This is a genomic window from Collinsella sp. An2 (genome assembly GCF_002160065.1).
Classification (GTDB): Bacteria; Actinomycetota; Coriobacteriia; order Coriobacteriales; family Coriobacteriaceae; genus Limicola.
Genome location: NZ_NFJW01000012.1, coordinates 23,813 through 47,501, shown reverse-complemented (window position 1 = coordinate 47,501; position 23,689 = coordinate 23,813). Strand labels below are relative to the sequence as shown.

Here is a 23,689-nt window from a genome sequence, read left to right as displayed (position 1 = left end):
GGCATGTCTGTCGTCAAGCCGCCTATCGATGATCTGCTCGCCAAGACCGATAACAACCGGTTCCTTCTGGCCGCCCTGGCCTCCAAGCGAGCCTGCGACATCAACAGCATGCTGCGCGGACAGCACAACCGCGTGCTTGCGGCGCAAGACATCGATGACATCACTATTGCGCTTTCCGGCAAGGACACCATCTCCATGGCCATGGAAGAGATCGTGGACGGCGACATCTCCTATGACCACGAGAAGTTCGAGCGCGCGCTCGGCCACAAGGTGGCTGACGCGTAGCATGGCGAGCCGCGTCTGCCTGGTCCACTACCATGAGGTGGGCCTCAAAGGCAAGAATCGCTCGCACTTCGAGCACATCCTCATGGATTCCATCAAGGCGGCCTTGGCCGCCTTTTCCGTCTCGTGCGTGACCCGCATCTCGGGGCACATTCTCGTGACCTTCTCGCAGCCGGGCGAGGCGGAGCGGGCCTTTGACACGCTGTTGCGCGTGCCGGGCGTCGCACGCGTCTCGCTTGCCTTCCACACCAATCGCGACCCGCAGGAATACTGTCGGGCCGCGGTGACCGCGCTGCGGGAGTTCGGCGAGTTCGAATCGTTCAAAGTGCAGGCCAAACGCTCCAACACCGACTATGAGCTGACGTCGCTTGAGCTCAACGCCCAGGTGGGCGAGGTGCTCTGCGAGGCCTTCCCCGAGAAGCGCGTGCAGATGCATGGTCCGGATGCGATCGTGCATGTCCTGGTGGTGCAGGGCAGCGTCTATGTGTATGCGCGCTCTCGCCGCGGCGTCGGCGGCCTGCCTGTCGGCAGTGCCGGCAAGGTCGTGACGCTTTTGTCCTCGGGCATCGACTCTCCGGTCGCTACCTGGATGATTGCTCGTCGCGGTGCCGTGTGCGTCCCCGTCCATTTCTCGGGGCGCCCGCAGACTGCAGACACGAGCGAGTATCTGTGCCAGGATATCGTGCGCGCCTTCGCCCCGGCCATTCAGGTGGGGCGTCTCTATGTCGTTCCCTTCGGTGACTGTCAGCGTGAGATTTCGCTTACGTGCCCCAGCTCCCTGCGCGTCATCATGTATCGCCGCATCATGTATTCGGTCGCGGAGCGCATCGCCCGCATCGAGGGTGCAAAGGCCATCGTGACCGGCGAGTCGCTCGGACAGGTCGCGTCTCAGACGCTCGAGAACATTATGGCGGTCAACGAGGTCGTCGACCTGCCGGTCTTCCGTCCGCTGATCGGCTCGGACAAGCAGGAGATCATTGCGCGCGCCCAGGAGATTGGGACCTATGACATCTCCTGCGAGACCGCGCCCGATTGCTGCACGCTGTTTATGCCGCGTCGTCCCGAGACGCACGCGAAGCTCGACGACGTGCATGCCGCATGGGATCTTTTTGATCACGAGGCGATGATCGATCGCTTGGTCGATGCGGTTGAATACATCGACTTCGAGAGCGGATCGTATCGTCCGCCGCGCCTGCTTCGGGAGCGCCACGAGGAGCTTGCTCCGCGGGACCGGTAGCATGTGGGTATCCCTTTGCTTGCAGGTATATTGACGGCTTCCAGGTTTTGTTAGATTGCGACAAGAATCCTGTAAGGTCGCGTTTTCGAATGTGGCGATGAGCCGTTCACCACCCCCTTAGCCGTGTCAGCATGGGTAAGGGGGTGGTCTTGGTATGGCGCAGATTCAGCATGATGGCTCGAAGTCGGAAAAGGTGTGCCTGGCGCGTGCGTTGCGACAGCGACCCGCGCTTGCCGCTGCGGTGGTGCTCGTTGTGCTCGCCTGTCTTGCAAGCGTGCTTTTGGGCGGCGTGGCGGCGACAGGAGAGCAGGTGTTCATCGACCGTGCCGAGACGACGGATATCGCTCAAGAGGATGAGGCTGACGATGCCGCGCCCACAGGGGACTCCGAGGGCGATCGCGCAACATCGCCTGAGGCCGCAGAGGCCCCGGCACAGGACACGATCGTGGTCGATGTCACAGGAGCGGTCGCCACGCCCTCGGTGGTGACGCTGCCGGCGGGGTCGCGCGTGGAAGACGCCCTGCGCGCCGCCGGAGGCGTTACCGAGGACGCCGAGCTAGCCGCCCTCAACAGGGCCGCTCCGCTAACGGACGGCCAGAAGGTGCACGTTCCCCGCGTGGGCGAGGCCGTGACCTCCTCGGGCGGTGCTGCGTCGCCGGGGGAGGTGACGTCGTCGGGGGCGTCGCCGGCAGGGGCGTCATCAGGTCTGGTGAACATCAACTCCGCCGATGCAACGGCGCTTGACGCGCTGCCAGGGGTGGGACCGGCGACGGCTCAGGCCATCATCGAGGACCGCGAGGCGAATGGGCCCTTTGCCTCAATCGAGGACATCATGCGTGTCTCGGGCATCGGTGAGAAGAAATTCGCCAATCTCAAGGACCTCATATGCGTGTGAAGGGGAGTCGCACAGAGCGATCGATGCCGCCGCGTCCCTATCTGCCGCCATCGTGCGGGGGTGCCATCGGGGCGCTTGTAGCGGCTGCCGTGGTCATGGAGTCGGGATGGGGCGCGCACCTGAGCGCCTGCGGGACCGCGACGGCCGGTGCGGCTGCGCCTCTCTCGCCGTGGCAGGCTCTGGGGTGCGTCGCGGCTGTCGCGGTGCTTCTGCTCGCTTCGGGGATGATGCTTTGGCGCTATGGCGGGCGACGTTGCGTGCGCTCGGCGTGCCTGGTGGCTGCATGGCTTCTCTGGGCGGGAACGGCAGCCTTGGGAGCCGGGGCGGGAGCGGCCGCTGCCGTGCATGCGCGAAGCGTGGCATACCAGACGCTTCGATCCGGGCCGGCGGCATCGTTTGTCTATGTCGTGGCGGGCGACCCCTCGATGAGCGCCTTTGGCGCCCGCGCATCGGCACGCGCGCTCGATGCAGGCGGCACGACGGTGGCGACGGTGAGCCTGTCGAGCGATGAGGCCTTCGAGGACGGCGATGTCGTTTCGCTGATCGGCCGCTTTGAGGATCTTGCGCCCGATGCCTGGGGCAAGCGCTCCTATATGGCCGGAGAGGTCGTCGAGGTCCAGGCCGTGTACATACGCAACGTCTCCTCATCGACGCTGCCCGATCCCATCGGCGGGCTGCGTCGGGCGGCGCTTGACGCCATAGACCCTGCCGCCTCAGTTGCGCGGGCACTCGTTGCGGGCATCGTGTGTGGGCGAACGACAGAGCTCAACGCGTCGGATGCCTCAGACGCGTTCTCTCGTACCGGCACCACGCATCTTGTGGCCGTCTCGGGTAGCCATCTTGCGCTTGTGGCGGCGCTCGTCGACGGGGTGCTGGGGCATCTGTCGTGGAGCAGGCGCGTGCGCGCCGGCATCTTGCTGAGCGTCATGGCTGGCTACGTGGTGTTTACCGGCGGGGCGGCTTCGGCGTTGAGATCGCTCATCATGGTTGGGTCGTCGCTGGGAGCCGGGTTGCTGGGGAGGCGCGCGCACGGCATCTCGGGCCTCATGCTCTCTGTGATGGCGCTCTCAATAGCTGACCCCGGTGTCGTGTATGACCTGGGGTTTCAGCTGTCGGCAGCAAGCGTGCTGTTCATTTTGGTCTTCGGAAGCTATGTGACGTTTCTTCTGGAGCATGTTGGGCTTCCGAATGCGGTCGCCTCGGCGCTGGCGCTTACGCTCTGCGCCCAGTGGGCGACGTTGCCCATCACAGTACCGGTCTTTTCAGAGCTTTCCCTGATCGCCCCGGTAGCCAACCTCCTGCTTGGCCCCGCCATGAGCGCGCTTTTGGTTGTGGGGCTGCCCTGTGTCGCGGTCGCCGCGCTTGTGCCGGCGTTCACGGGCGTCCTTGTTCCGGCGCTTGCGCTTTCAAACGTGTCCGTATTCCTCGCACGGGCGTTGGCGAGGGTTCCCTTCTCGTCGGTTCCCATGGAGCTTTCGGGGCTGTCGCTTATGGCGCTCTATGCGCTGGGTGCGGCAGTGTTTGTGCTGTGGCGTCTGCCCGCCCGGCGTGCATGCGGCATCGCAGCTTTGTTGGTGGTGGGGCATTTCGTGCGATGGTCGCTGTTTGCTCCGGCGTCCCTCACCGTTCTCGACGTGGGGCAAGGGGACGCGATCCTGCTGCGCGAAGGGGCCTCGACGGTGCTGGTGGATGCGGGCGTCGACGAGGCGACGGCCGCGGCGCTCGTGCGTAACAACGTCTATGCGCTCGATGCGATTGTGGTGACGCATTGGGACCGCGACCACTGGGGAGGGCTTCCGGCGATTCTCGACCTCATGCCGGTCAATCGCTTGATCGTCGCCCGTGGCGCTGCAGAGCACGTCCCCGATGAGCTTGACGCCCGCGATCTGGACGCGGTCGAGATTGCGTATGGAGATGCGCTTCAGGTGGGAGGGTTCTGCTGTAAGGCCGTGTGGCCCGAACGCACCGTGGCGGGGGAGGACAACGAGGATTCTCTTGTGCTGGCAGTGCGCTATGGAAAGGAGTTCTCTGCGCTGTTGACCGGAGACGCGGAGGCAGATGAGCTCGAGGAGGTCGCAGAAGAGGTGGGGAAGGTCGATGTGCTAAAGCTCGGCCATCATGGCTCGGCTGCTTCGGTCGACGGAGAGCTCCTGGTGAGCCTGCAGCCCCGCGTTGCCGTGGCGAGCGCCGGGGAGGACAACTCGTACGGACACCCTGCGCCTGCCACCGTCGAGGCGGTCGAGGATGCGGGGGCTCTATTCGTCTGCACCATCGACGCTGGCGACGTGACGCTTTGCCCCTCAGGCTCCGGCTTTACGATGCGACGTGCCCGGCCATAGGAATCGGCTCTTGGAAATCTTTTCCAGGTGACGTCGTGGCGTGATGGTGCGGTGGGCGCGGGGTAGAATGGCTCGTATCCTCATGTCTTTGTTTCGTGCGAAAGGAGGCGGCATGGCAGAGACCGCCCTGCTCCCGGCATATCTCATCGTCGGCGCCGACGAGGTCAAGCGCGATACCGCCATAGCGCGCCTCAAGGATCGCTTGGCAGCGTCCGGTATGGCCGACTTCAACCTCGATGAGCGCGACATGCAGCGCGACCAGGAGCCGGACGACGTCCTGTCGTCGCTCAACACCTTTCCCATGGGCTCGGATTTCCGCCTGGTGATCCTGCGGGGCTGCGACAAGCTCCCTAAGCCCATGAGCGAGATGCTCGTCTCGTATCTCGCCGATCCAGCGCCGACGACGGTTTGCCTCGTTGTCGCCGGTTCCTTGGCAAAGAACACCCGCCTGTACAAAGCCATCCAGAAGGTGGGTCCCAAGGCCATCATCGACTGCGCCTCCAAGAAGCGTTGGGAGGTCCCGCGCCAGGTGCAGGGCATGGTTCGCCGCTATGGGAAGACCATATCGACGGCAGCCGCGGAAGAACTCGTCTCCCGTGTGGGCGAGAACACCCGCATGCTCGATAACGAGCTCAAAAAGCTGTCTCAGATGGTGGAGGCTCCTCAAATCGAGCGTGCCGACGTCGAACGCCTTGTTGTGCGGACGGCCGAGGTCAAGCCGTGGGATTTTCTGGATGCCATGAGCGCCCGCGACCTTCCGCGCACGTTGGAACTGCTGCACCTGCTGCCTCCGCGCAGCGAGATCCGCACCTACTCGCTTGTCTGTTCACGCCTGCGAGAACTTTTGGTCGCGAAGGCTCTCGACGCGCGAGGACAGGGGAGGGATTTGGCCTCCCATCTGGGCGTTCAGTCCTGGCAGGTGAAAAACCACCTCACGTGGGCCCGGCGCTTCTCGACCGAGGAGCTCGTGGACGCGCTGCGTGGAGCCGTGCAGGTCGAGGAATCCCTCAAGGGCTCGAAAGATTCCGAGACGGCGCTTCTCACGTGGGTTGTGGACATCGTCTCTAGGTAGCGACGCGTCCGCACCGCGCTCATCTGGCACGCCGCACTCGTGGTCTGGGTGTGTCCGTCCTGCTTGGTACGGTATTTTCACAGCATAACCACTTCTCTCACCTGCTTAAACATGCTATACTCACCGCTTGTGACCTCAACCGTGTCTCAGAGGCCGGATAGTGAAGCTGGTAGAAATAACTCGAAAGGATCACCAGAAGTGGCAAACATCAAGTCTCAGAAGAAGCGTATCCGCACCAATGAGAAGGCCCGCGTGCGCAACCGCGCCGTGCGCTCCGAGCTCAAGACGCTCATCAAGAACGTTAACGCTGCGGTTGAGGAGGGCAATGCCGAGGCTGCCAAGGCCGCTGCCTCCCGCGCGTACAAGCGCCTTGACCAGGCTGCTGCCAAGGGCATCATCCACAAGAACCAGGCTGCGAACCGCAAGGCAGGCGTCGCTCTGATCCTGAAGGGCCTCAACTAGGTCGCTCTTCACAGTTGTGTGACGGCATCTGCCCGCACCCCATCGTGAGTGTTTGAGGCCCTGCGCTGCAGGGCCTTTTTCTTTGATAAGATAGGCGACATGAATACGCAAGACATCTCCCACATCAGGAACTTCTCCATCGTCGCCCATATCGACCATGGAAAGTCCACCATCTCGGACCGCATTCTCGAGCTCACGCATACCGTCGAGGAGCGCGATATGACCTCGCAGCTGCTCGACACCATGGACATCGAGCGCGAGCGCGGCATCACCATCAAGAGCAACGCCGTGCGTGTCATGTATACGGCGGACGACGGCGACACGTACCAGTTCAACCTCATCGACACGCCGGGCCACGTCGACTTCACCTATGAGGTCTCCCGTTCGCTTGCGGCCTGCGAGGGTGCCGTGCTTGTGGTCGACGCCACGCAGGGTGTGGAGGCGCAGACGGTGTCGAATGCCTCGCTCGCCATGAATGCGAATCTCGACATCGTTCCCGTTATCAACAAGATCGATCTTCCGTCTGCTCATCCCGAGGAGGTCAAGGTCGAGATCGAAGACGACCTTGCCATCCCAGCCGATGACGCCGTGTGCGTTTCGGGCAAGACGGGTGAGGGCATTCATGACCTGCTCGAGGCCATCGTCTTCTTGATTTCCCCGCCGCAGGGCGATTCGGACGCACCGCTCAAGGCACTCATTCTTGATTCGTATTTCGACGAGTACCGCGGCGTTGTGGCCACGGTCCGCATATTCGATGGTTCCATTCGCAAGGGCGACCAGCTGCGCATGATGCAGGCGGATGCCGACTTCCTGGTGGACGGCGTGGGCGTGAAGCGCCCAGCCGAGACCATGGTCGATGCGCTCACGGTCGGCGAGGTCGGCTTCGTGGTGACCGGTCTCAAAGATCCCGAGGCGGTGCGCGTGGGTGACACGCTTACCTACCGCGACCGGCCTTGTCCCGAGCCGCTGCCGGGCTACCGTGAGGCCAAGCCCATGGTGTACACCGGCATCTTCCCCATTGACAACAAGGACTATGAGAATCTGCGCGACGCTCTCGAGAAGCTTCACGTGAACGATCCCTCGCTTACCTGGAGTCCCGAGACGAGCGTGGCCCTTGGCTTCGGATTCCGCGTAGGATTCTTGGGGCTGTTGCACATGGAGGTCGTCAAGGAGCGCCTCGAGCGCGAGTTCGACCTCGACCTGATCGCCACAAGCCCGAGCGTGGACTATCACGTATATAAGACCGACGGCACCATGATCGATGTCCGCAGCCCGCAGGACCTGCCTGACGTCACGCGCATCGACCACATCGAGGAGCCCTATCTCACCGCGAAGATCATCGTCCCGCCCGAGTATACGGGAGCGGTCATGCAGCTCGCGATCGAGCACCGCGCCGTCATGAGTGACATGGTGCATCTGTCGCAGAAGTCGGTCGAGATGCATTTCGATATGCCGCTCGCCGAGCTCATCCTGGACTTTTTCGACCAGCTTAAGAGCCGGACCAAGGGCTATGCGTCGCTTGACTACGAATTTGCCGACTATCGCCCGAGCGATTTGGTGAAGCTCGACATCCTGCTTTCCGGCGACGAGGTGGACGCGCTGAGCTTCATCGTCCACAAGGATAAGGCGTACGGCCTGGCGCGCGGACTGTGCGACAAGCTCAAGGAGATCATTCCTCGGCAGCTCTTCGAGGTGCCCATCCAGGGTGCCATCGGCAACAAGATCATCGCCCGCTCCACGGTGAAGGCTCGCCGCAAGGACGTGCTTGCCAAGTGCTACGGCGGAGACATCTCGCGCAAGCGCAAGCTGCTCGAGAAGCAGAAGGAAGGCAAGAAGCGCATGAAGGCCATCGGTTCCGTCGAGGTGCCGCAGGAAGCCTTCTTGGCGATCCTCAAGGTCGAGGACTAGCGCTCAATCAGCTATCGCGGGGACGGTTTGGCAAGCCGCCCGGCCCCGCGCCCACTTCATTCGTTGGAACGGCTCGTCGAGGGGCCGTTGGTGTTAAGACGCGCGGACGCCTCGCTGCCCATAGCGTCGCCGCGACAGGCGACCGTAGCTGCATCCGCGCTCGATTCTCTGAGGGGAAACCGATGTCGTTCTCGGACGATCTGCGAAAGCTCTATGCCGAGCAGCCGATTTTGCTTGCGCCCATGGCGGGCGTGACCGATGCCGCCTATCGCATCATGTGCCGCCGCCGGGGTGCTCGTCTTGCGTTTTCCGAGATGGTGAGCGTCGCTGGTCTCGCCTATGCGAACGACAAGACCTGGCGCCTTGTCGTTCCGGCGGATGAGGAGCCGCAGATCTGCGTGCAGCTGTTTGGCTCAAAGCCTGAGCAGTTCGCCTCCGCCGTCGAAGCGGTTCAGGAGCGGGTGGGGGACCGCCTGACACTCATCGACATCAACATGGCGTGCCCGGCGCGCAAGGTCATCACCAAAGGCGAGGGCTCGGCGCTCATGGAGACCCCCGAGCTCGCTGAAGAGATTGCGCGGGCCGCGGTTGCCCGTGCCCAGGTGCCCGTGACGGTAAAGATGCGCATCGGGTTTCGCTCCGACGCCCGCAACGCCCCCGAGCTTGCGCGAAGGCTCGAGGACGCCGGCGTGGCGGCGGTGGCCGTTCATGGTCGTACGGCCAAGCAGCTCTATACGGGACAGGCGGACTGGTCGGCCATCGATGAGGTGGCGCAGGCGGTGTCCATTCCCGTCGTGGGGTCCGGCGACGTGTTTACGGCCGATGCTGCGGTACGCATGTTGCGCGAGACCGCGGCCTCCGCCGTCTTCGTGGCGCGTGGGTCCTATGGGAATCCCTGGATCTTCGAGGATGCCCTCGCTCTCTATCGCGACGGCGTGACCCCGCCTGTGCGTGACGCCCGCGAGCGTCTTGCCGCGCTGCGCGAGCACCTGACCCTCGTGCACGAGCATCTGCCCCTCATGGCGCGCGCCCGCACCTTTGCGACGTGGTATCTGAAGGGTATGCCGCACGCCGCCCAATGGCGTGGCCGCGTGGTGCAGTGCACCACGTACGAGGAGTTCATGGCACTCGTGGACGAGATCGAGGCGGACGTCGCGTAGCGTCCAGCCCGGTTTTGTTCCATGGGTCACGAACTCGGGGATAGGGGAGCGTCTGAGGGGAAGGTGGCTACAACGTCTGTTCGCGCGCTCTACATACACGTGCCGTTCTGCTCGTCTCGCTGCCTGTACTGTGATTTCGACTCCCGCGCATGTCGGGACGCCGCGCGTTTTGATGCGTACGTGGCGCACATGGTCGCGTGTATAAACCGGCTGCGGGAGGCAGGTGTTCTGGATGCCTGCCGCACAGCGTATATCGGCGGGGGAACGCCGAGTGTGCTGGGTGCGGGCTTAGTTTCTTTGGTCGAGAGCGTCAGGCGGGCTGCGCCGTGCATCGAGGAGTTCAGCTGCGAGGCTAATCCCGAATCGTTTACGAGCGACCTTGCTCTTGCCCTGCGCACGGCCGGCGCGACGCGCGTATCGCTTGGCGTGCAGAGCTTTGACAACGGGGAGCTCCATGCCTTGGGGCGCCTTCATGACGCCGAGCGCGCCCGATGTGCCGTGCGCGCAGCACAGGAGGCGGGGCTGGACGTATCGATCGACCTCATGTGCGGTATTCCGCTCCAGACCCAGGAAAGCTGGAACGCTACGCTAGGGGCAGCGCTTGCCCTTGGGGTGAAACACGTTTCGGTCTATCCGCTTGCGATCGAAGAAGGCACGCCCCTTGCGCGAAAGGTTGCGCGCGGTGCGATTCCCGAGCCCGATGAGGACGTTCAGGCCTGGTGTATGGAGACGGCGCGGTGCCGCCTGCGCGATGCCGGCCTTGTTCCCTATGAGGTTGCAAGCTACGCCGCGCCCGGCCACGCCTGTCGGCACAACATTGCGTATTGGACCGGTGTGTCCTATTTGGGGCTGGGGCGTTCGGCGGCAAGTATGCTCGACCGGGAAAGCTACGACGCCCTCGCGCGAGTCTTGGGTCTGCCGGCGGTCCCCGATGACGGCGCGGCACGCCTGCGCTTCGTGCAGACGACAGACGAGCTTCCGGGGACGGGGCAACCTCGCTACGAGCTTGAGGCGCTGTCGGAGCGCGAGGCCGTCGCGGAGGACCTCATGCTCGGCATGCGCATGTCGCGCGGCGTAGGCGAGGACCTGCTCGCGCAAGCTCGTACGATTGTCGGCGCGGGGCAGGTTGATCGCGCAGTCGATGAGGCGCTCTCACGCGGCCTGGCAAGATGGGTGGAAGCTGAGAGCGAGCGGCGCCTGGCGCCTACGCACGACGGGTGGCTCTTGGGAAATGAGCTCTACGGCCTCATGTGGGACCTGGGGGCGTGCTGATGCACAAGCTATCATAATTATGATAGCGATGAGCGTTTAGGGGGCCACCATGCAGAGCATTCGTCCCGTCTCTGATCTGCGAAACAAGTTTGCCGAGGTATCGCGCGATGTTCACGAAAGCGGTCAGCCTGTATTTCTCGCCAAAAACGGCGTGGGCGATATGGTTGTGATGAGCATGGAGGCGTTCGAGTCCTTGGAATTCGATAGCCGTGTCTACACGAAGCTGCAGGAAGCGGAGCGCGAGGCCGAAGTGACGGGCACGCGATACTCTTCAGATGAGGTGCTGGCGTCAATTCGGAGCGTCATCGCAGCGGCCGCCGAGCAAGACCGCGCCGTCGACCATGTATAGCGTATCGCATCTCGTCAGACGTTCGCGTTTCATCTTGTCTGCAGGTATCGTGGGGTGCGCATAAAGTCTGTGCAGTTCGGTACAATAGGACGACTACACAGAAACCCACTGGGAGGTACCGTCGCCTCATGGCAACGATGAACGAGAAAGACTACTACGCCATTCTCGGCGTTTCGAAAGACGCCTCGCGAAAGGAAATTCAGAAGGCGTTCCAGCAGAAGGCGCGCAAGCTGCACCCCGATGTCAACAAGGCGCCGGATGCTGAGGAGAAGTTCAAGGAAGTCTCCGAGGCGTACGCGGTGCTCTCCGACGAGCAGAAGCGCGCCCGCTACGATGCCATGCGCTCCGGTTCCCCCTTTGCGGGCGGGGCGTCCTCTTCGTACGGCGGATCCCCTGCGGGTGGATATGCTGGCGGCTACGGGTCTCCGTTTGGGGGTTCTCCGTTCGGCGGCTCGCCTTTTGGCGGATCGTGGTCCCAGCGTTCGAGTGCGGGCAGGGGCTCGGCATACAACCCCGAGGCCGGCTCCGACGTGGTGGTGGACGTGGACCTTACGCCCGACCAGGTGAAGCACGGCGCTCGCAAGGGCGTGAAGTATCGCCGCTACGAACCGTGTTCTCACTGCGGCGGCTCCGGCTCCGTCTCCTCCGAGCATGCTCACACCTGTCCGAGCTGCGGCGGCTCGGGCTCCATCGGCGTCGACATGTCGTTCCTGTTCGGCGGCGGCATGTTCCAGATGGTCTGTCCCGAGTGCAACGGCAGCGGCAAGGTCGTTGCCGACCCGTGCCCCGACTGCGGAGGGTCTGGTCGGCGCCAGGTCATGTCCGAGGCGGTCATTGAGTTTCCCGCCGGCGTCCACGACGGCGACACGGTTCGCATCAAGGGCATGGGCCACGCGGGTACGAACGGCGCCTCCTCGGGCGACCTCATCGGACGGGCCCATGTAGCAGCCGAGCGCCTTGAGGGGAGCGCCTATCGCGGCTTCTATATCATCGGTTTCGTGATTCCGTTCCTGCTGCTTTCTGCGGTGAGCGGCGTCATCTCGCTCTTCGCGCTCATATGCCTCGTGCCGTTCGTGGTCGGTGTGTACCAGGTGCTGAAAGACGACGTGCTGCACCGTTCGTCGCTCTGGTGGAAGCGGGGCTTTTCGCGGATGCTCACCGGTGTGGGCAACGCGCTGCTCTACGCGCTCATCGCCGTGATGTTCGTGAGCTGCTCGAGCGGCATGTTCTATCGTCCCTATCTATGGCTGTAAGGTGACGGGGCGTGGCCGCTCGCGCTGCGTCCCGATGGGCCTTTGGTCGGCGCGCCGCGTCAAGAGGACGCGCCGACGTGAAGCCCCAACGGATTACACCTGCGAGTCAAGGGGTACCATTCACACAGCCGGCCAGCGTGCCGGCACTTTTCCGTACAACGTCTATGGGGGAAGGTTCGAGAGGTGTCGGACAAGAGAGATTACTACGAGGTGTTGGGCGTCGACCATGATGCCGACCAGCGTACGATCAAGCGCGCGTTTTTGAAGAAGGCTCGCCAGGTGCATCCAGACGTCTCCGACGACCCCCATGCCGAAGAGAAGTTCAAGGAGCTGAACGAGGCCTACTCTGTCCTCTCCGATGAGCAGAAGCGCGCGAATTACGACCGCTTCGGAACGGCCGACGGTCCCGCCGGTGGCGGATACGTCGACTTTAGCGACATCTTTGGAGGCTCCGGCTTCGACGATATCTTCTCGTCGTTCTTTGGTGGCGGCGCAGGCGGCGGTGCGCGCGGACGCCAGGCACGCCGTCAGGGACGCGATATGTCCATCTCCATGACCATCACGCTTGAGGAGGCGGCGCAGGGCTGCACCAAGACTATCAGCTATGATCGCCTGGCTCCTTGCGAGGATTGCCACGGCACCGGCATGCCGGAGGGCGCTCAGGAAAAGCAGTGCCCCCGCTGCCACGGGACGGGTTTTGTCACTACGGTTCAGCGTTCGATCTTCGGCCAGGTTCAGTCGTCCTCTCCCTGCCCCGATTGTAACGGCGAGGGAACGATCGTCGACCATCCCTGCGAGATGTGCGGCGGTCAGGGCCGCACGCCTAACCATGAGCGCCTGGACATCCAGATTCCGGCGGGTATCTCTTCTGGTCGCAAGCTGCGCGTTACCGGCTACGGCGAGGCAGGCTATCGCGGCGCGACGGCGGGCGACCTCATCGTGAACGTGCAGGTGGCTCCACACGAGCGCTTCCGCCGCTCCGGCGACGACCTCTACTGCGAGGTCGAGGTCTCCATGGCGCAGGCCGCCCTCGGTTGCACCGTCGAGGTCGAGGGCATTCTTCCCGACGAGGTCATCACGTTTGCCATTCCCGCCGGGACGCAGTATGGCGACACCGTCGCGGTCGACGGCATGGGCATGCCGCGTACGGGCGGCGCCACGCGTGGCCGCGCGGTCGCCCAGGTGCGCGTCACCATTCCTACCAAGTTGACCGGAGAGGCCCGCGAGCTGCTCGAAAAGTTCGCCGACCTCCAGGGTGATGACTACACGCACGGCCGCAAGTCGGTTGGCGACCGCATCCGCGACGCCATCGATGACATCCTTGATTAAGGCGGGCCCGTGTCGAATCCATTCGTTTCCGTCGTCAATTTGGGCTGCCGGGTCAATCGCGTCGAGTCCGACCGCATGACTTGCGACCTCGACCAAGCCGGGTTCACCTTGGTAGACCCCGACGAGGCAGAGCTCATCGTCATCAACACCTGCGCTGTGACCGGCGAGGCCGAGGCGAAGACGCGCAAGGCGGTTCGCCATGCGCTCGGTCGCGCCAGGAAGCCGTGGGTGGTCGCAACTGGCTGCGCTGCCAACTTGCACGGGGAGATGCTCCGCGAGCTTTCGGACCGCGTGGTCGTCGAGCCCTCCAAGGTCCATGTGGTCGATCGCGCCTGCGAGCTTTTGGGCTTCGAGCAAGACGATGACGACGACGCGCCTGCGCCCGACCTGGCCGCGCTTGGCAGGGCACGCCTTGGCATCAAGGTTCAGGACGGATGCAACAACCGCTGCACGTATTGCATCGTGTGGAAGGCGCGCGGCGCCGAGCGCTCGGTCCCGGTGGAGGCCGTGCTGGAACAGGTGCGCGATGCCTGTGCTGCCCGGATTCCCGAAGTCGTCCTCACCGGCGTGAACCTGGGCGCCTACGACGGCGTTCGTCCGGGAGACGAGCACGTCGAGATCGACGAGTTGCTCGAGATCATCCTCGACCAGACCGACATCCCCCAGGTGAGGCTTTCTTCAATCGAACCCATGGATGTGAGTGATCGGCTGCTTGCCTGCATGGCGTCCCATAGCGATCGCATCACGCCGTTTTTGCACCTTCCCGTCCAGTCGGGCTGCACGGAGACGCTCCGGCGCATGGCCCGGCCCTATACGGCTGAGGAGTTCCTCGAGCTCACCTGTCGCATTCGTGAGTTTTTGCCCACCGCGTCGCTCTCATGCGACCTCATCGTCGGGTTTCCCGGCGAGAGCGAGGAGGAGTTCTGCGCCTCGCGGGAGCTCTGCGAGCGCGTCGGCTTTTCCCGCATGCACGTGTTTCGCTATAGCGCACGTCCGGGTACCCCGGCGGCGACCATGCCCGACCAGATTCCGCCCGAAGTGATGGCGGAGCGTTCCCGCGAGATGCGCGACCTTGCCGAGCGTATGGCGCTCGAGGACCGTAGGCGCCGCGTGGGTTCGCGTGAGCGCGTCGTCTTGGAGAGTGGACGTCATGGCACGACCGAGTCGTTCCATCGGGCAGCCGTGGCCGATGCGCCCATCGATGCCGCTCCGACGATCGTCGAGGCTGATATCATGGGAGTCGATGATTCCGGTGTGCTCGTGTGCCGCATGGCGCGTGACGAGCGCCCCTGACGACAAGGAGTTCGATGGACACGGCGAAGGTTCGGCTGAGCATTCCCGACACGGTTGATCCGGTGCGCATCACCGGCGGGGGAGACGCGCTGCTGCGTGCGATTGAGCGTCGCACGACAGGGGACGTCGTGGTGCGGGGCGGCACCATCTCGCTTTCGGGCACGCCGGACGAAGTTGAGCTGCTCACCAGGCTCTTCTCACATCTTATCAAGGAGGCCTCCGCAGGCGGCACCCCCTCTGAGGACGACGTCTGCCGCATGATGGCGGCGCTGCGCGAGAGCGCGGTCGACGCCGCAAGTTTTCGCGACGATATCCTGCTGACCTATCGCGGCAAGGCCATTCGGCCCAAGACGATCGGCCAAAAGCGCTATATCGACGCCATCCGCTCGAACACCGTGACGTTCTGCCTGGGACCTGCTGGCACGGGTAAGACCTATCTGGCCATGGCGATGGCAGTCGCAGCGTTGAAGCGCCACGAGGTGGGTCGAATCGTGCTGACCCGTCCGGTCGTCGAGGCGGGCGAGAACCTCGGTTTTCTTCCCGGCACGCTTCAGGAGAAGATCGATCCATACGTGCGGCCGCTCTTTGACGCGCTCTTCGACATGACCGACATGGAGCGCGGCAGCGAGCTGGTCGAGCAGGGAATCATCGAGATCGCCCCGCTCGCCTACATGCGCGGCCGTACGCTGAACGACGCGTTCGTGGTCCTCGATGAGGCTCAAAACACCACTCCCGAGCAGATGAAGATGTTCCTGACCCGCCTGGGATTCAACTCGACCTTCATCATTACGGGCGACACGACCCAGCGCGACTTGACGGGCCGCAGAGGCGGCCTCACCGACATCGAAGAGATTCTTGACGGCGTCGAGGACGTTGCCTTCATCCACCTCGATCGTACCGACGTGGTGCGCCATGCGCTCGTGGGACGCATCGTCGAGGCGTATGATGCGTTCGAGGAGCGCCAGGAGCGCGCCGCGAACAGCCGCCGTGGACGAAACGACAAGCGGGAAGGAGGCGCCTATGGGCGTCCTCATCAGCAATGACGGGTTCCTGGACACCCTGATCGGCACGGACGAGATCGAGGCTGCGGTCGCTGAGACCCTCGCGTCCGAAGGCGTCACGCGTCCCGTCGAGGTCTCGGTTTCGTTTGTTGACTCGGCGGAGATGCAGGGGCTCAACAAGGAGTGGCGCGGCATCGACGCCCCGACCGACGTCCTCTCCTTTGAGTGCGACTCTCCGTTTGATGCCGATCTTCCCGATGGGGAGGCGGTGGAGCTGGGGGATGTGATCCTTGCGCCCGAGGTGATTTCCGGGCAGGCGCCCGAGTTCGACGCGACGCCTGCAGAGGAATGCCGGCTCATGCTGGTCCATGGTCTGCTTCATCTGTTGGGACATGACCATATGGAAGACGATGAGGCGCGAGAGATGGAAGCCTGCGAGGAACGCATCCTGCGCGCGCTTGCCGTCCATCGCGGCGACGACCCGGATGCGGTGCGCATCGGCCCCACGACGCGGCATCGCGCTGACTGAGCGGAGCTGCCATGATTCCCGGATCGAACAAAGACCACCCGTCGTTTCTTCGCTCGTTCGGCTATGCCATCGAGGGGTTTTGCACGGCAGTCAAGACCGAGCGCAACATCAAGGTCATGATTACGATGGGCATCCTCGCCATCATCGCGGGCGTGGTGCTTCAGATCGACCTGCTCAGCTGGTGCTTGGTCGCGCTCTGTGTGGGCCTCGTGCTGTTCGCTGAACTTGTGAACACCGCGATTGAGGCCGTCGTCGACTTGGCGACGCAGGAGCTGCATCCGCTTGCCAAGCGAGCGAAGGACATCGCCGCGGCAAGCGTGTACACCCTGTCCATTACTGCGGCCATCGTGGGCATCATCGTGTTTGCCCGCGCTCTCGGCCTGCTTGGTTGACCTGGTTTTCCGGTGGCTACGAGGCTGCCTGTAGAGGGACGTTTGAGATGGAGGATCCCGTGGAGGAATTCGATCCCTTTGAGAACATGACCGACGAAGAACTCGATGCCTTTGTGGACGAGCAGGGCGACAGCGCAGCGGCCATGCCCGTCGCAGACGTCCCCGAGGGGTTCCACAGCGGCTTTGTCGCCCTTGTGGGACGCCCGAACGCCGGCAAGTCGACGCTGCTCAACGCATGCCTTGGGGAAAAGGTGGCTATCACCTCGCCGGTAGCGCAGACCACGCGCCGTCGCATGCGCGGCGTCCTCAACCGCGAGGACTGCCAGATCGTATTCGTGGACACGCCGGGCCTGCATAAGCCTCAGGACTCGCTCGGCGGCGAGCTCAACCGAAGCGCGCTCATGGAGCTCGACGACGTCGATGTCGTCGCGATGCTCATCGATGCCACAAAGCCCGTGGGGCGTGGCGACGCCTGGGTCGCGGAGCGTGTGAAGAAGAGCCATGCCAAGAAGGTGCTCGTCTTGACGAAGCTCGATTTGGCGTCGCCCGAAGCCGTCGCGACGCAGCTTGAGGGCGCACATGCCCTCATGGACTTCGATGACGAGATCGTGGTGTCGGCGACGAGCGGCTTCAACGTGGATGGGTTCTGCTCGCTTGTTGCGAGCTACCTGCCGGAAGGGCCGCGCTGGTTCCCCGAGGGCATGACCACCGATGAGAGCGACGAGATGCTTGTGGCCGAGTTCGTGCGCGAGAAGGTCTTGCTGCGCACGAATCAGGAGGTGCCGCACGCCGTCGGCGTGGTCTGCGACTCGATCGAGTCCAAGAAGGGTGGCCGGGTTCTTGCCATTCACGCCACCATTCTGGTTGAGCGTGAGGGTCAGAAGGGCATCATCATCGGCAAGGGCGGCAGCATGGTCAAGCACATCGGCAGCGATGCCCGCCGCGACCTTGAGCGCGTCTTTGGGCGTCAGGTGTTCCTTGAGCTCGAGGTCAAGGTGAGCCCCGGCTGGCGCAGCGACGTGCGCGAGATTCATCGTATGGGATACGCGGCCGACGACTAGGCTTCTGGTAGCCGAGCGGCGGAGTGCCGTTGTAGGGGTAGACAAGGCGAGGTTGGGAAGGGAAGAGCAGTGCCGGGCGGCAAGACGTATCGAACGCGTGCGATCGTGCTGGACAAGACGAAGCTGCGCGAGACCGACCTCATCTTCACCCTGCTGGCACAGGACGGCCGCCAGATCCGCGCCGTCGGCAAAGGCGCGCGCAAGCCGGGAAGCCGCTTGGCCGCACGTTGCGAGCTCGGGTGCTCGGTCGACTTGCTTCTGGCGCATGGCCGCTCGCTCGACGTCGTGGCCGAGGCCGACCTCGTCTCCGCGCCGTTGGGGCCCGCGCCGAGCTTCGAGCTGCTGAGCGCCGCCAGTGCCATCGCCGAGGTCGCCCGCGTCTGCAGCTTCGAAGACGCCGAGGACCACTTCATTTTCCCTCTGACCGAGAAAGCCTTCGCCGTGCTTGGCGGGTTGTGCGGCGAGCTCGACGGCGCGCACTTGGACCTGTTGGTGGCCGCCTACGTGTTCAAGTTGCTCTCTCACGAGGGCTATTGGCCCGAGCTTTCGGGATGCGTGTCCTGTGGGGACGAGGCCGTCTCGTACTTCTCGGCGGCGGCAGGCGGCGCGCTCTGTGCGTCCTGCGCCTCGTCCGTTCCCGGGGCCGAGGAGGTGCCGGCCGGAATCGTGTCGTGGCTGCGTGCGCTCATGGCCCGTCGCTTCGACGAGCTTGCGGCGGACCCGATCGATGCCCCGTGCGCCGTCTATATCCTTGCGCTTGCACATGTGTGGGCGGCGACGCATCTCGATTGCCGCCTACGCGCCTTCGAGTTCCTTCTTGGCCGCTAAGCTGCCTCAGGAGGGGGCTGGCACCCTGCGGAACACGTGCAGTTCTGGTGAAGCGGGAGCCATGTGGTATCATTCGGACCTGTTGGTACCCCTGACTTGGATGCGCGCTGCACCGGCGGCCTCCCAGTTTGGGGCGAATGGTGGCGGAAGCGATTCCGCCCGGACGAAAGGTGAAACCATGACTGTTTCCAAGGAGCGCAAGGCCGAGCTCACCGCTGAGTTTGGCGCCACCCCGCAGGACACCGGCAACCCCCGCGTTCAGGTTGCCATCCTCACCGAGCGCATTCGTGAGCTCACCGAGCACATGAAGTCCCACCAGAAGGACTTCCACACCCGCCGCGGTCTGCTCATGCTCGTCGGTCGCCGTCGTCGTCTTCTGTCCTACATCAAGAAGAACGACATCCTGGAGTACCGTGAGCTCATCGCGAAGCTCGGCATTCGCGACAACATCCAGTAGCGTTGTGCATGCAGGAGCCTCTTCGGGGGCTCCTTTTCATGTAGGGGTCGCAAGGGCGACCCTACACCGTCGGCGGGTACCGGCCACGCCGACCAGAGAGGACCCGTGCGGAAGGGCCGCACGGAGATGAAGGAGAAAGATGTCACTCGTATCCAAGACTTTCGAACTGTATGGCAAGACCTACACGCTCGAATCCGGTGAGCTCGCCAAGCAGGCGACCGGCGCCGTCGTCGTCAAGCAGGGCGATACCACCATGCTCATGACGGTCGTCGTGTCCAAGGAGCGCAAGAACTACGATTTCTTCCCGCTGACGGTCGATTTCAACGAGAAGCTCTATTCCGTGGGCCGCATCCCCGGCGGCTACCTCAAGCGTGAGGGCCGTCCCACCGAGAAGGCTACCCTTACGGCTCGCATGATCGACCGCCCCATTCGCCCGAGCTTCCCGGATGGATTCCGCAACGAGGTCCAGATCGTGGCCACCTCGCTCGTGTGCGACCAGGTGAACCCCTTTGATGTCATCTGCACCATGGGCGCTTCGCTTGCCCTCACGCTCGGCGGCGTGCCCTTCGAGGGCCCGCTTGCGTGCGTGCGCATCGGCCGTAACAAGGAGACCGGCGAGTTCATCGTGAACCCCACCTACGAGGAGCGCGAGAACTCCGACCTCGATCTTGAGCTCGCGGGTACCCGTGACTTCATCTCGATGCTCGAGGCGTCGGCCGAGGAGGTCTCGGAAGAGGACATGCTCGCCGCCATGGCGTTCGGCCAGGAGGCCATCGGCGCGTTCTGTGACGCCCAGCTGGCGTTCGTTAAGGAGTGGGAGCAGGTCAACGGCCCCATCGTGCCCAAGGAGTATCCGCTCGACGAGCCGGTCCCCGAGGTTCACGAGCGCGTCTTTGCGCACTACGACGAGATGTACGCCGCCCTGGACGACGCCGACAAGCTGAGCCGCATCGCCAAGGTCGAGGACCTCAAGGAGCGCATCAAGGCCGAGTTCACCGAGGACGAGCAGCTCGAGTGGGAGCGCGAGATCCCGGTCGAGCTCAAGGCGCTCGAGAAGAAGGCCATGCGCACGATGGTCGTCGAGACCGGCGAGCGCGTTGACGGTCGTCGCGCCGACGAGATCCGTCCGATCATGGTGAAGGGCAACTACCTTCCCCTCGTGCACGGCTCCGGCCTCTTCCAGCGCGGTCAGACGCAGGTGCTTTCGGTCCTTACGCTCGGCATGCTCAACGAGGCCCAGCGTCTCGACACCATCGAGCCCGTCGACGGCAAGCGCTATATGCACCAGTACAACTTCCCGCCGTACTGCACCGGTGAGACGGGCCGTATCGGCTCGCCTAAGCGCCGCGAGATCGGCCACGGCAACCTTGCCGAGCGCGCACTCTTGCCTGTGCTGCCCGACGAGAACGAGTTCCCCTACGCCATTCGCGTCGTCTCCGAGGTCATGGAGTCCAACGGCTCTTCGTCCATGGCGTCTACCTGCGCAAGCTGCCTGGCTCTGATGGACGGCGGCGTGCCCATCAAGCGCCCCGTCTCCGGCATCGCCATGGGCCTCATCCAGGAGGAGGGCAAGACCGTGGTCCTGTCCGACATCCAGGGCCTCGAGGACTTCCTGGGCGACATGGACTTCAAGGTGACGGGTACCGAGCGCGGCATCACCGCCATGCAGATGGACAACAAGGCCACCGGCCTCACGCCCGAGATCCTTACCCAGGCTCTTGAGCAGGCCAAGCAGGGCCGCGCCTTCATCCTGGGCAAGATGCTCGACGTCGTCTCCGGCCCGCGTACGGAGACCCGCCCCACCGCTCCGCGTATCACCTCGATCACGATTCCTACGGACAAGATTCGCGAGGTCATCGGCAAGGGTGGCGAGACCATCCGCGGCATCCAGGACGACACCGGCGCCTCGGTGGACATCCAGGAAGACGGCACCGTCTACGTTGGCGGCGTCGGCGAGTCGGTCGAGCAGGCCATCGACCGCATCAAGCTTATCGTGCATGTGCCCGAGCCGGGCGAGGAGTACACGGGCCGCGTCGTCTCCATCCAGCCGTTTGGCGCTTTCGTGTCGCTTACCCCGGGCAAGGACGGTCTGCTGCATATCTCGCGCGTGGCCAAGGGCCGCGTCGAGAAGGTCGAGGATGTCCTCAATGTGGGCGATGAGGTCAAGGTCGTCGTCCTCGAGGTCGATGACCGTGGCAAGATTTCGCTCGATCGCCTCGACAAGCCCGAGGCTCCCGCGCCGACCGGGGGCGAGGGCGAGGGTCGCCAGCGCCGTGAGTCCCGCGACCACGGCCATGGACACGGTCGTTCCCGCGAGGATCGTCCGCGTCGTGCTCCGGGCGATAACGGTGGCCGCAGGCCCCGTCGCCACCACGATGGCGAGTAGGAGTTGACGTTCACGAGATAGATTTCTCGTACATCATGCGTACCTGAAAGGCGGGCTGCCCACGGGCGGCTCGCCTTTTGTGTGCAAGGCAGCTTCCGCATGTTGTTTTGTAGCATTTCGCACGCTTGCCCTCTCAATTGTGGCAATCCACACGCTCAGGGTGCCTCTACAGGGGTCTGAGCGTGTGATTTGCCGCACTTTAGAATCTGAGCGTGTGGATTGCCACACTATAGGATCCGAGCGTGTGATTTGCCGCAATTCCCGGTTCCGCTGGGCGGCATATCGACACTCTACATTCGGCTGACTATACGTTGCCCCTCCATCCAATCACGCTCAATCGGTGGAATCGCCCTCTGGGGGCATGGCGGTGTTGCCGTCGGTATACAATACTTAAATCTGTGTGTTCGGCGTATGGACCTACCTGCTCCCTCGATCCTCGTCGAACAATTCCATGGCATGTGTTTGCGGTATATCCGCGCGTTATAGATCGAATACGAGAAAGGAACCATCTCAAACATGGCAAAAAAGAAACCGCCCCTGCGCGTCATTCCCCTCGGCGGCCTTGACGGCATCGGCAAGAACATGACGGTCATCGAGTGCGGTCCGGACATGGTCCTTATCGATGCCGGTCTCATGTTCCCCGACGACTCCCAGCCGGGCATCGATCTGGTGCTGCCCGACTATACCTACGTTCTGGAAAACGAGGACAAGCTCCGCGGCATCGTGGTCACCCACGGTCACGAGGACCATACCGGCGCGCTTCCGTATCTTCTTCAGGACCTCAACAACAAGGTGCCGATCTTCTCGAGCAAGCTTACCCTGGGCTTCATCGAGGGTAAGCTGGCCGAGTTCCGCATTCGCGCCCCGAAGTTCCGCGAGGTGCAGGGCGGCTCGCACATTCAGCTGGGCTGCATCTCCATCGATTTCTTCTCCATGACGCACTCCATCCCCGGCGCTCTTGGCGTCTACATCCGCACGCCGCAGGGCACCGTCATGCACACGGGCGACTTCAAGCTCGACCAGACGCCCATCGACGGAGTCACACCCGACTACGCGTCCATCAACAAGTTTGCGAAATCCGGCGTCGACCTGTTGCTTTCCGACTCCACCAACGCCACCATTCCTGGCTTCACGAAGTCCGAGGCCGAGGTCGGTCCGTCTCTGCTCCACGCCATCAAGAACGCTCCGGGACGTGTGTTCGTCGCTTCGTTCTCGAGCCACATCCATCGTCTGCAGCAGATCTGCGACGCCGCTCGCGCCTGCAACCGCAAGATCGTGGTAACGGGCCGCTCCATGCTCACGAATACGCGCGTCGCGCGTGAGCTTGGCTACCTCAAGATCGACGAGCAGGACCTCATCGACGCCTACGAGATCAACAACATCCCCGAGAACCAGATCGTCGTCATGTGCACCGGGTCGCAGGGCGAGCCGCTCTCGGCGCTTTCGCGCATGGCCAACGGCGAGCACAAGACGCTCTCCATTCACGAGGGCGATACCGTGATCATCTCCGCGACGCCTGTTCCGGGCAACGAGAAGGCGGTACAGCAGGTCATCAACAGCCTGGCCAAGCTGGGCTGCGATGTCTACGACAAGAGCCGCACACTCGTGCACGTGTCGGGCCACGGCAGCCAGGAGGAGCTCAAGCTCATGCTCGCCATGGCCAAGCCCACCTACTTCATGCCGGTTCACGGCGAGGCCGTTCATCTTCGCGCGCACGCTAGCCTGGCACGCAAGATGGGCATCCCGGAGGATCACATCTTTATCCTGGACAACGGCGAGTCGCTCGAGATGCGCGGCGGCGTCGTCACGACCGGTCCCTCGGTCGAGTCCGGAATCGTCTACGTCGACGGCCTGCGTATCGGCGATACCAACCCCATCGTCCTGCGCGACCGTCAGAAGCTCGCGAATGACGGCATGGTCACCGCTGTGGCAATCGTTTCGCTTAAACGCAAGCGCATCGACGCGGTGGAGTTCTCCAGCCGTGGCGTCTCGTTCACGATCGACGACGAGTTCTCCTCGCAGGCTACGGCCGCCATCATGAAGATGGTCGAGAAGGGCTCCTTCAACTTCACCAGCAGCGGCACCGATGCCCTGCGCAAGGCGCTGCGCGACTCGGTCTCCAACTACATCTGGAACCACACGCACACCCGCCCGATGATCATCCCGGTCGTCATGGAGGTCTAA

Annotated in this window: 21 protein-coding genes; all 21 read left to right on the top strand. The window is 63.6% G+C overall.

What is annotated here, in order from left to right; genetic code table 11:
* Positions 1 to 3: 3 nt before the first annotated feature.
* The 21 genes from B5F33_RS08260 to B5F33_RS08160 all read left to right on the top strand — a co-directional run bounded on the left by B5F33_RS08260 (position 4) and on the right by B5F33_RS08160 (position 23,689).
* Positions 4 to 285: a DNA-directed RNA polymerase subunit omega gene (locus B5F33_RS08260; protein ID WP_087411332.1), complete on the top strand. Its 282-nt coding sequence runs from the start codon at positions 4 to 6 to the stop codon at positions 283 to 285.
* A 1-nt stretch (position 286) separates the two neighbouring features.
* Positions 287 to 1,519 (top strand): tRNA uracil 4-sulfurtransferase ThiI, encoded by a 1,233-nt coding sequence (gene thiI, locus B5F33_RS08255; RefSeq protein WP_087411331.1) that lies wholly within the window; start codon positions 287 to 289, stop codon positions 1,517 to 1,519.
* Positions 1,520 to 1,673: 154 nt separating this feature from the next.
* Positions 1,674 to 2,414 (top strand): ComEA family DNA-binding protein, encoded by a 741-nt coding sequence (locus tag B5F33_RS08250; RefSeq protein ID WP_087411330.1) that lies wholly within the window; start codon positions 1,674 to 1,676, stop codon positions 2,412 to 2,414.
* Positions 2,405 to 4,753 (top strand): DNA internalization-related competence protein ComEC/Rec2, encoded by a 2,349-nt coding sequence (locus B5F33_RS08245; protein WP_087411329.1) that lies wholly within the window; start codon positions 2,405 to 2,407, stop codon positions 4,751 to 4,753. Before B5F33_RS08250 ends, B5F33_RS08245 begins: the two co-directional genes overlap by 10 nt.
* A gap of 112 nt (positions 4,754 to 4,865) precedes the next feature.
* On the top strand, positions 4,866 to 5,825 hold the full coding sequence (gene holA, locus B5F33_RS08240; RefSeq protein ID WP_087411328.1) for a DNA polymerase III subunit delta: 960 nt from the start codon (positions 4,866 to 4,868) through the stop codon (positions 5,823 to 5,825).
* Positions 5,826 to 6,023: 198 nt separating this feature from the next.
* Positions 6,024 to 6,287 (top strand): 30S ribosomal protein S20, encoded by a 264-nt coding sequence (gene rpsT, locus B5F33_RS08235; RefSeq protein ID WP_087411327.1) that lies wholly within the window; start codon positions 6,024 to 6,026, stop codon positions 6,285 to 6,287.
* 99 nt (positions 6,288 to 6,386) lie between these two features.
* Complete coding sequence (gene lepA, locus B5F33_RS08230) at positions 6,387 to 8,195, top strand: translation elongation factor 4 (protein WP_087411326.1); 1,809 nt, start codon at positions 6,387 to 6,389, stop codon at positions 8,193 to 8,195.
* A 182-nt stretch (positions 8,196 to 8,377) separates the two neighbouring features.
* The gene (gene dusB / locus B5F33_RS08225) at positions 8,378 to 9,355 is read left to right on the top strand and encodes a tRNA dihydrouridine synthase DusB (protein WP_087411325.1); all 978 of its coding nucleotides are present in this window, start codon (positions 8,378 to 8,380) and stop codon (positions 9,353 to 9,355) included.
* A 63-nt stretch (positions 9,356 to 9,418) separates the two neighbouring features.
* On the top strand, positions 9,419 to 10,627 hold the full coding sequence (locus B5F33_RS08220; protein WP_239284969.1) for a coproporphyrinogen-III oxidase family protein: 1,209 nt from the start codon (positions 9,419 to 9,421) through the stop codon (positions 10,625 to 10,627).
* 49 nt (positions 10,628 to 10,676) lie between these two features.
* Positions 10,677 to 10,976 carry a type II toxin-antitoxin system Phd/YefM family antitoxin gene (locus B5F33_RS08215; RefSeq protein ID WP_087411323.1) on the top strand — a complete coding sequence of 100 codons (300 nt, stop codon included), beginning with the start codon at positions 10,677 to 10,679 and terminating at the stop codon, positions 10,974 to 10,976.
* A gap of 128 nt (positions 10,977 to 11,104) precedes the next feature.
* Positions 11,105 to 12,229 (top strand): DnaJ domain-containing protein, encoded by a 1,125-nt coding sequence (locus B5F33_RS08210; protein ID WP_204214478.1) that lies wholly within the window; start codon positions 11,105 to 11,107, stop codon positions 12,227 to 12,229.
* Positions 12,230 to 12,412: 183 nt separating this feature from the next.
* Complete coding sequence (dnaJ, locus tag B5F33_RS08205) at positions 12,413 to 13,558, top strand: molecular chaperone DnaJ (RefSeq protein ID WP_087411322.1); 1,146 nt, start codon at positions 12,413 to 12,415, stop codon at positions 13,556 to 13,558.
* 9 nt (positions 13,559 to 13,567) lie between these two features.
* Positions 13,568 to 14,851 (top strand): MiaB/RimO family radical SAM methylthiotransferase, encoded by a 1,284-nt coding sequence (locus tag B5F33_RS08200; protein ID WP_087411321.1) that lies wholly within the window; start codon positions 13,568 to 13,570, stop codon positions 14,849 to 14,851.
* Positions 14,852 to 14,865: 14 nt separating this feature from the next.
* Positions 14,866 to 15,894, top strand: a complete 1,029-nt coding sequence (locus tag B5F33_RS08195) for a PhoH family protein (protein ID WP_087411320.1) — start codon at positions 14,866 to 14,868, stop codon at positions 15,892 to 15,894.
* Positions 15,872 to 16,381 (top strand): rRNA maturation RNase YbeY, encoded by a 510-nt coding sequence (gene ybeY, locus B5F33_RS08190; RefSeq protein ID WP_087411319.1) that lies wholly within the window; start codon positions 15,872 to 15,874, stop codon positions 16,379 to 16,381. The genes B5F33_RS08195 and ybeY overlap by 23 nt, the downstream gene beginning before the upstream one ends.
* An 11-nt stretch (positions 16,382 to 16,392) precedes the next feature.
* Positions 16,393 to 16,773 carry a diacylglycerol kinase family protein gene (locus tag B5F33_RS08185; RefSeq protein WP_087411318.1) on the top strand — a complete coding sequence of 127 codons (381 nt, stop codon included), beginning with the start codon at positions 16,393 to 16,395 and terminating at the stop codon, positions 16,771 to 16,773.
* A 47-nt stretch (positions 16,774 to 16,820) separates the two neighbouring features.
* Complete coding sequence (era, locus tag B5F33_RS08180) at positions 16,821 to 17,834, top strand: GTPase Era (RefSeq protein WP_087411317.1); 1,014 nt, start codon at positions 16,821 to 16,823, stop codon at positions 17,832 to 17,834.
* A gap of 69 nt (positions 17,835 to 17,903) precedes the next feature.
* Complete coding sequence (gene recO / locus B5F33_RS08175) at positions 17,904 to 18,662, top strand: DNA repair protein RecO (RefSeq protein ID WP_087411316.1); 759 nt, start codon at positions 17,904 to 17,906, stop codon at positions 18,660 to 18,662.
* Positions 18,663 to 18,840: 178 nt separating this feature from the next.
* Positions 18,841 to 19,119, top strand: a complete 279-nt coding sequence (gene rpsO, locus B5F33_RS08170; RefSeq protein ID WP_087411315.1) for a 30S ribosomal protein S15 — start codon at positions 18,841 to 18,843, stop codon at positions 19,117 to 19,119.
* Between the two features lie 139 nt (positions 19,120 to 19,258).
* Positions 19,259 to 21,505 (top strand): polyribonucleotide nucleotidyltransferase, encoded by a 2,247-nt coding sequence (locus B5F33_RS08165; RefSeq protein ID WP_087411314.1) that lies wholly within the window; start codon positions 19,259 to 19,261, stop codon positions 21,503 to 21,505.
* A 516-nt stretch (positions 21,506 to 22,021) separates the two neighbouring features.
* On the top strand, positions 22,022 to 23,689 hold the full coding sequence (locus B5F33_RS08160) for a ribonuclease J (RefSeq protein ID WP_087411313.1): 1,668 nt from the start codon (positions 22,022 to 22,024) through the stop codon (positions 23,687 to 23,689).

Coding starts and splice junctions, on each gene's coding strand:
- B5F33_RS08250 (WP_087411330.1), top strand. CDS start 1,674: ATGGCGCAGATTCAGCATGATGGCTCGAAGTCGGAAAAGGTGTGCCTG.
- B5F33_RS08160 (WP_087411313.1), top strand. CDS start 22,022: ATGGCAAAAAAGAAACCGCCCCTGCGCGTCATTCCCCTCGGCGGCCTT.
- ybeY (WP_087411319.1), top strand. CDS start 15,872: ATGGGCGTCCTCATCAGCAATGACGGGTTCCTGGACACCCTGATCGGC.
- B5F33_RS08245 (WP_087411329.1), top strand. CDS start 2,405: ATGCGTGTGAAGGGGAGTCGCACAGAGCGATCGATGCCGCCGCGTCCC.
- holA (WP_087411328.1), top strand. CDS start 4,866: ATGGCAGAGACCGCCCTGCTCCCGGCATATCTCATCGTCGGCGCCGAC.
- B5F33_RS08260 (WP_087411332.1), top strand. CDS start 4: ATGTCTGTCGTCAAGCCGCCTATCGATGATCTGCTCGCCAAGACCGAT.
- thiI (WP_087411331.1), top strand. CDS start 287: ATGGCGAGCCGCGTCTGCCTGGTCCACTACCATGAGGTGGGCCTCAAA.
- B5F33_RS08195 (WP_087411320.1), top strand. CDS start 14,866: ATGGACACGGCGAAGGTTCGGCTGAGCATTCCCGACACGGTTGATCCG.
- B5F33_RS08210 (WP_204214478.1), top strand. CDS start 11,105: ATGGCAACGATGAACGAGAAAGACTACTACGCCATTCTCGGCGTTTCG.
- B5F33_RS08165 (WP_087411314.1), top strand. CDS start 19,259: ATGTCACTCGTATCCAAGACTTTCGAACTGTATGGCAAGACCTACACG.
- rpsO (WP_087411315.1), top strand. CDS start 18,841: ATGACTGTTTCCAAGGAGCGCAAGGCCGAGCTCACCGCTGAGTTTGGC.
- B5F33_RS08185 (WP_087411318.1), top strand. CDS start 16,393: ATGATTCCCGGATCGAACAAAGACCACCCGTCGTTTCTTCGCTCGTTC.
- lepA (WP_087411326.1), top strand. CDS start 6,387: ATGAATACGCAAGACATCTCCCACATCAGGAACTTCTCCATCGTCGCC.
- era (WP_087411317.1), top strand. CDS start 16,821: ATGGAGGATCCCGTGGAGGAATTCGATCCCTTTGAGAACATGACCGAC.
- B5F33_RS08215 (WP_087411323.1), top strand. CDS start 10,677: ATGCAGAGCATTCGTCCCGTCTCTGATCTGCGAAACAAGTTTGCCGAG.
- dusB (WP_087411325.1), top strand. CDS start 8,378: ATGTCGTTCTCGGACGATCTGCGAAAGCTCTATGCCGAGCAGCCGATT.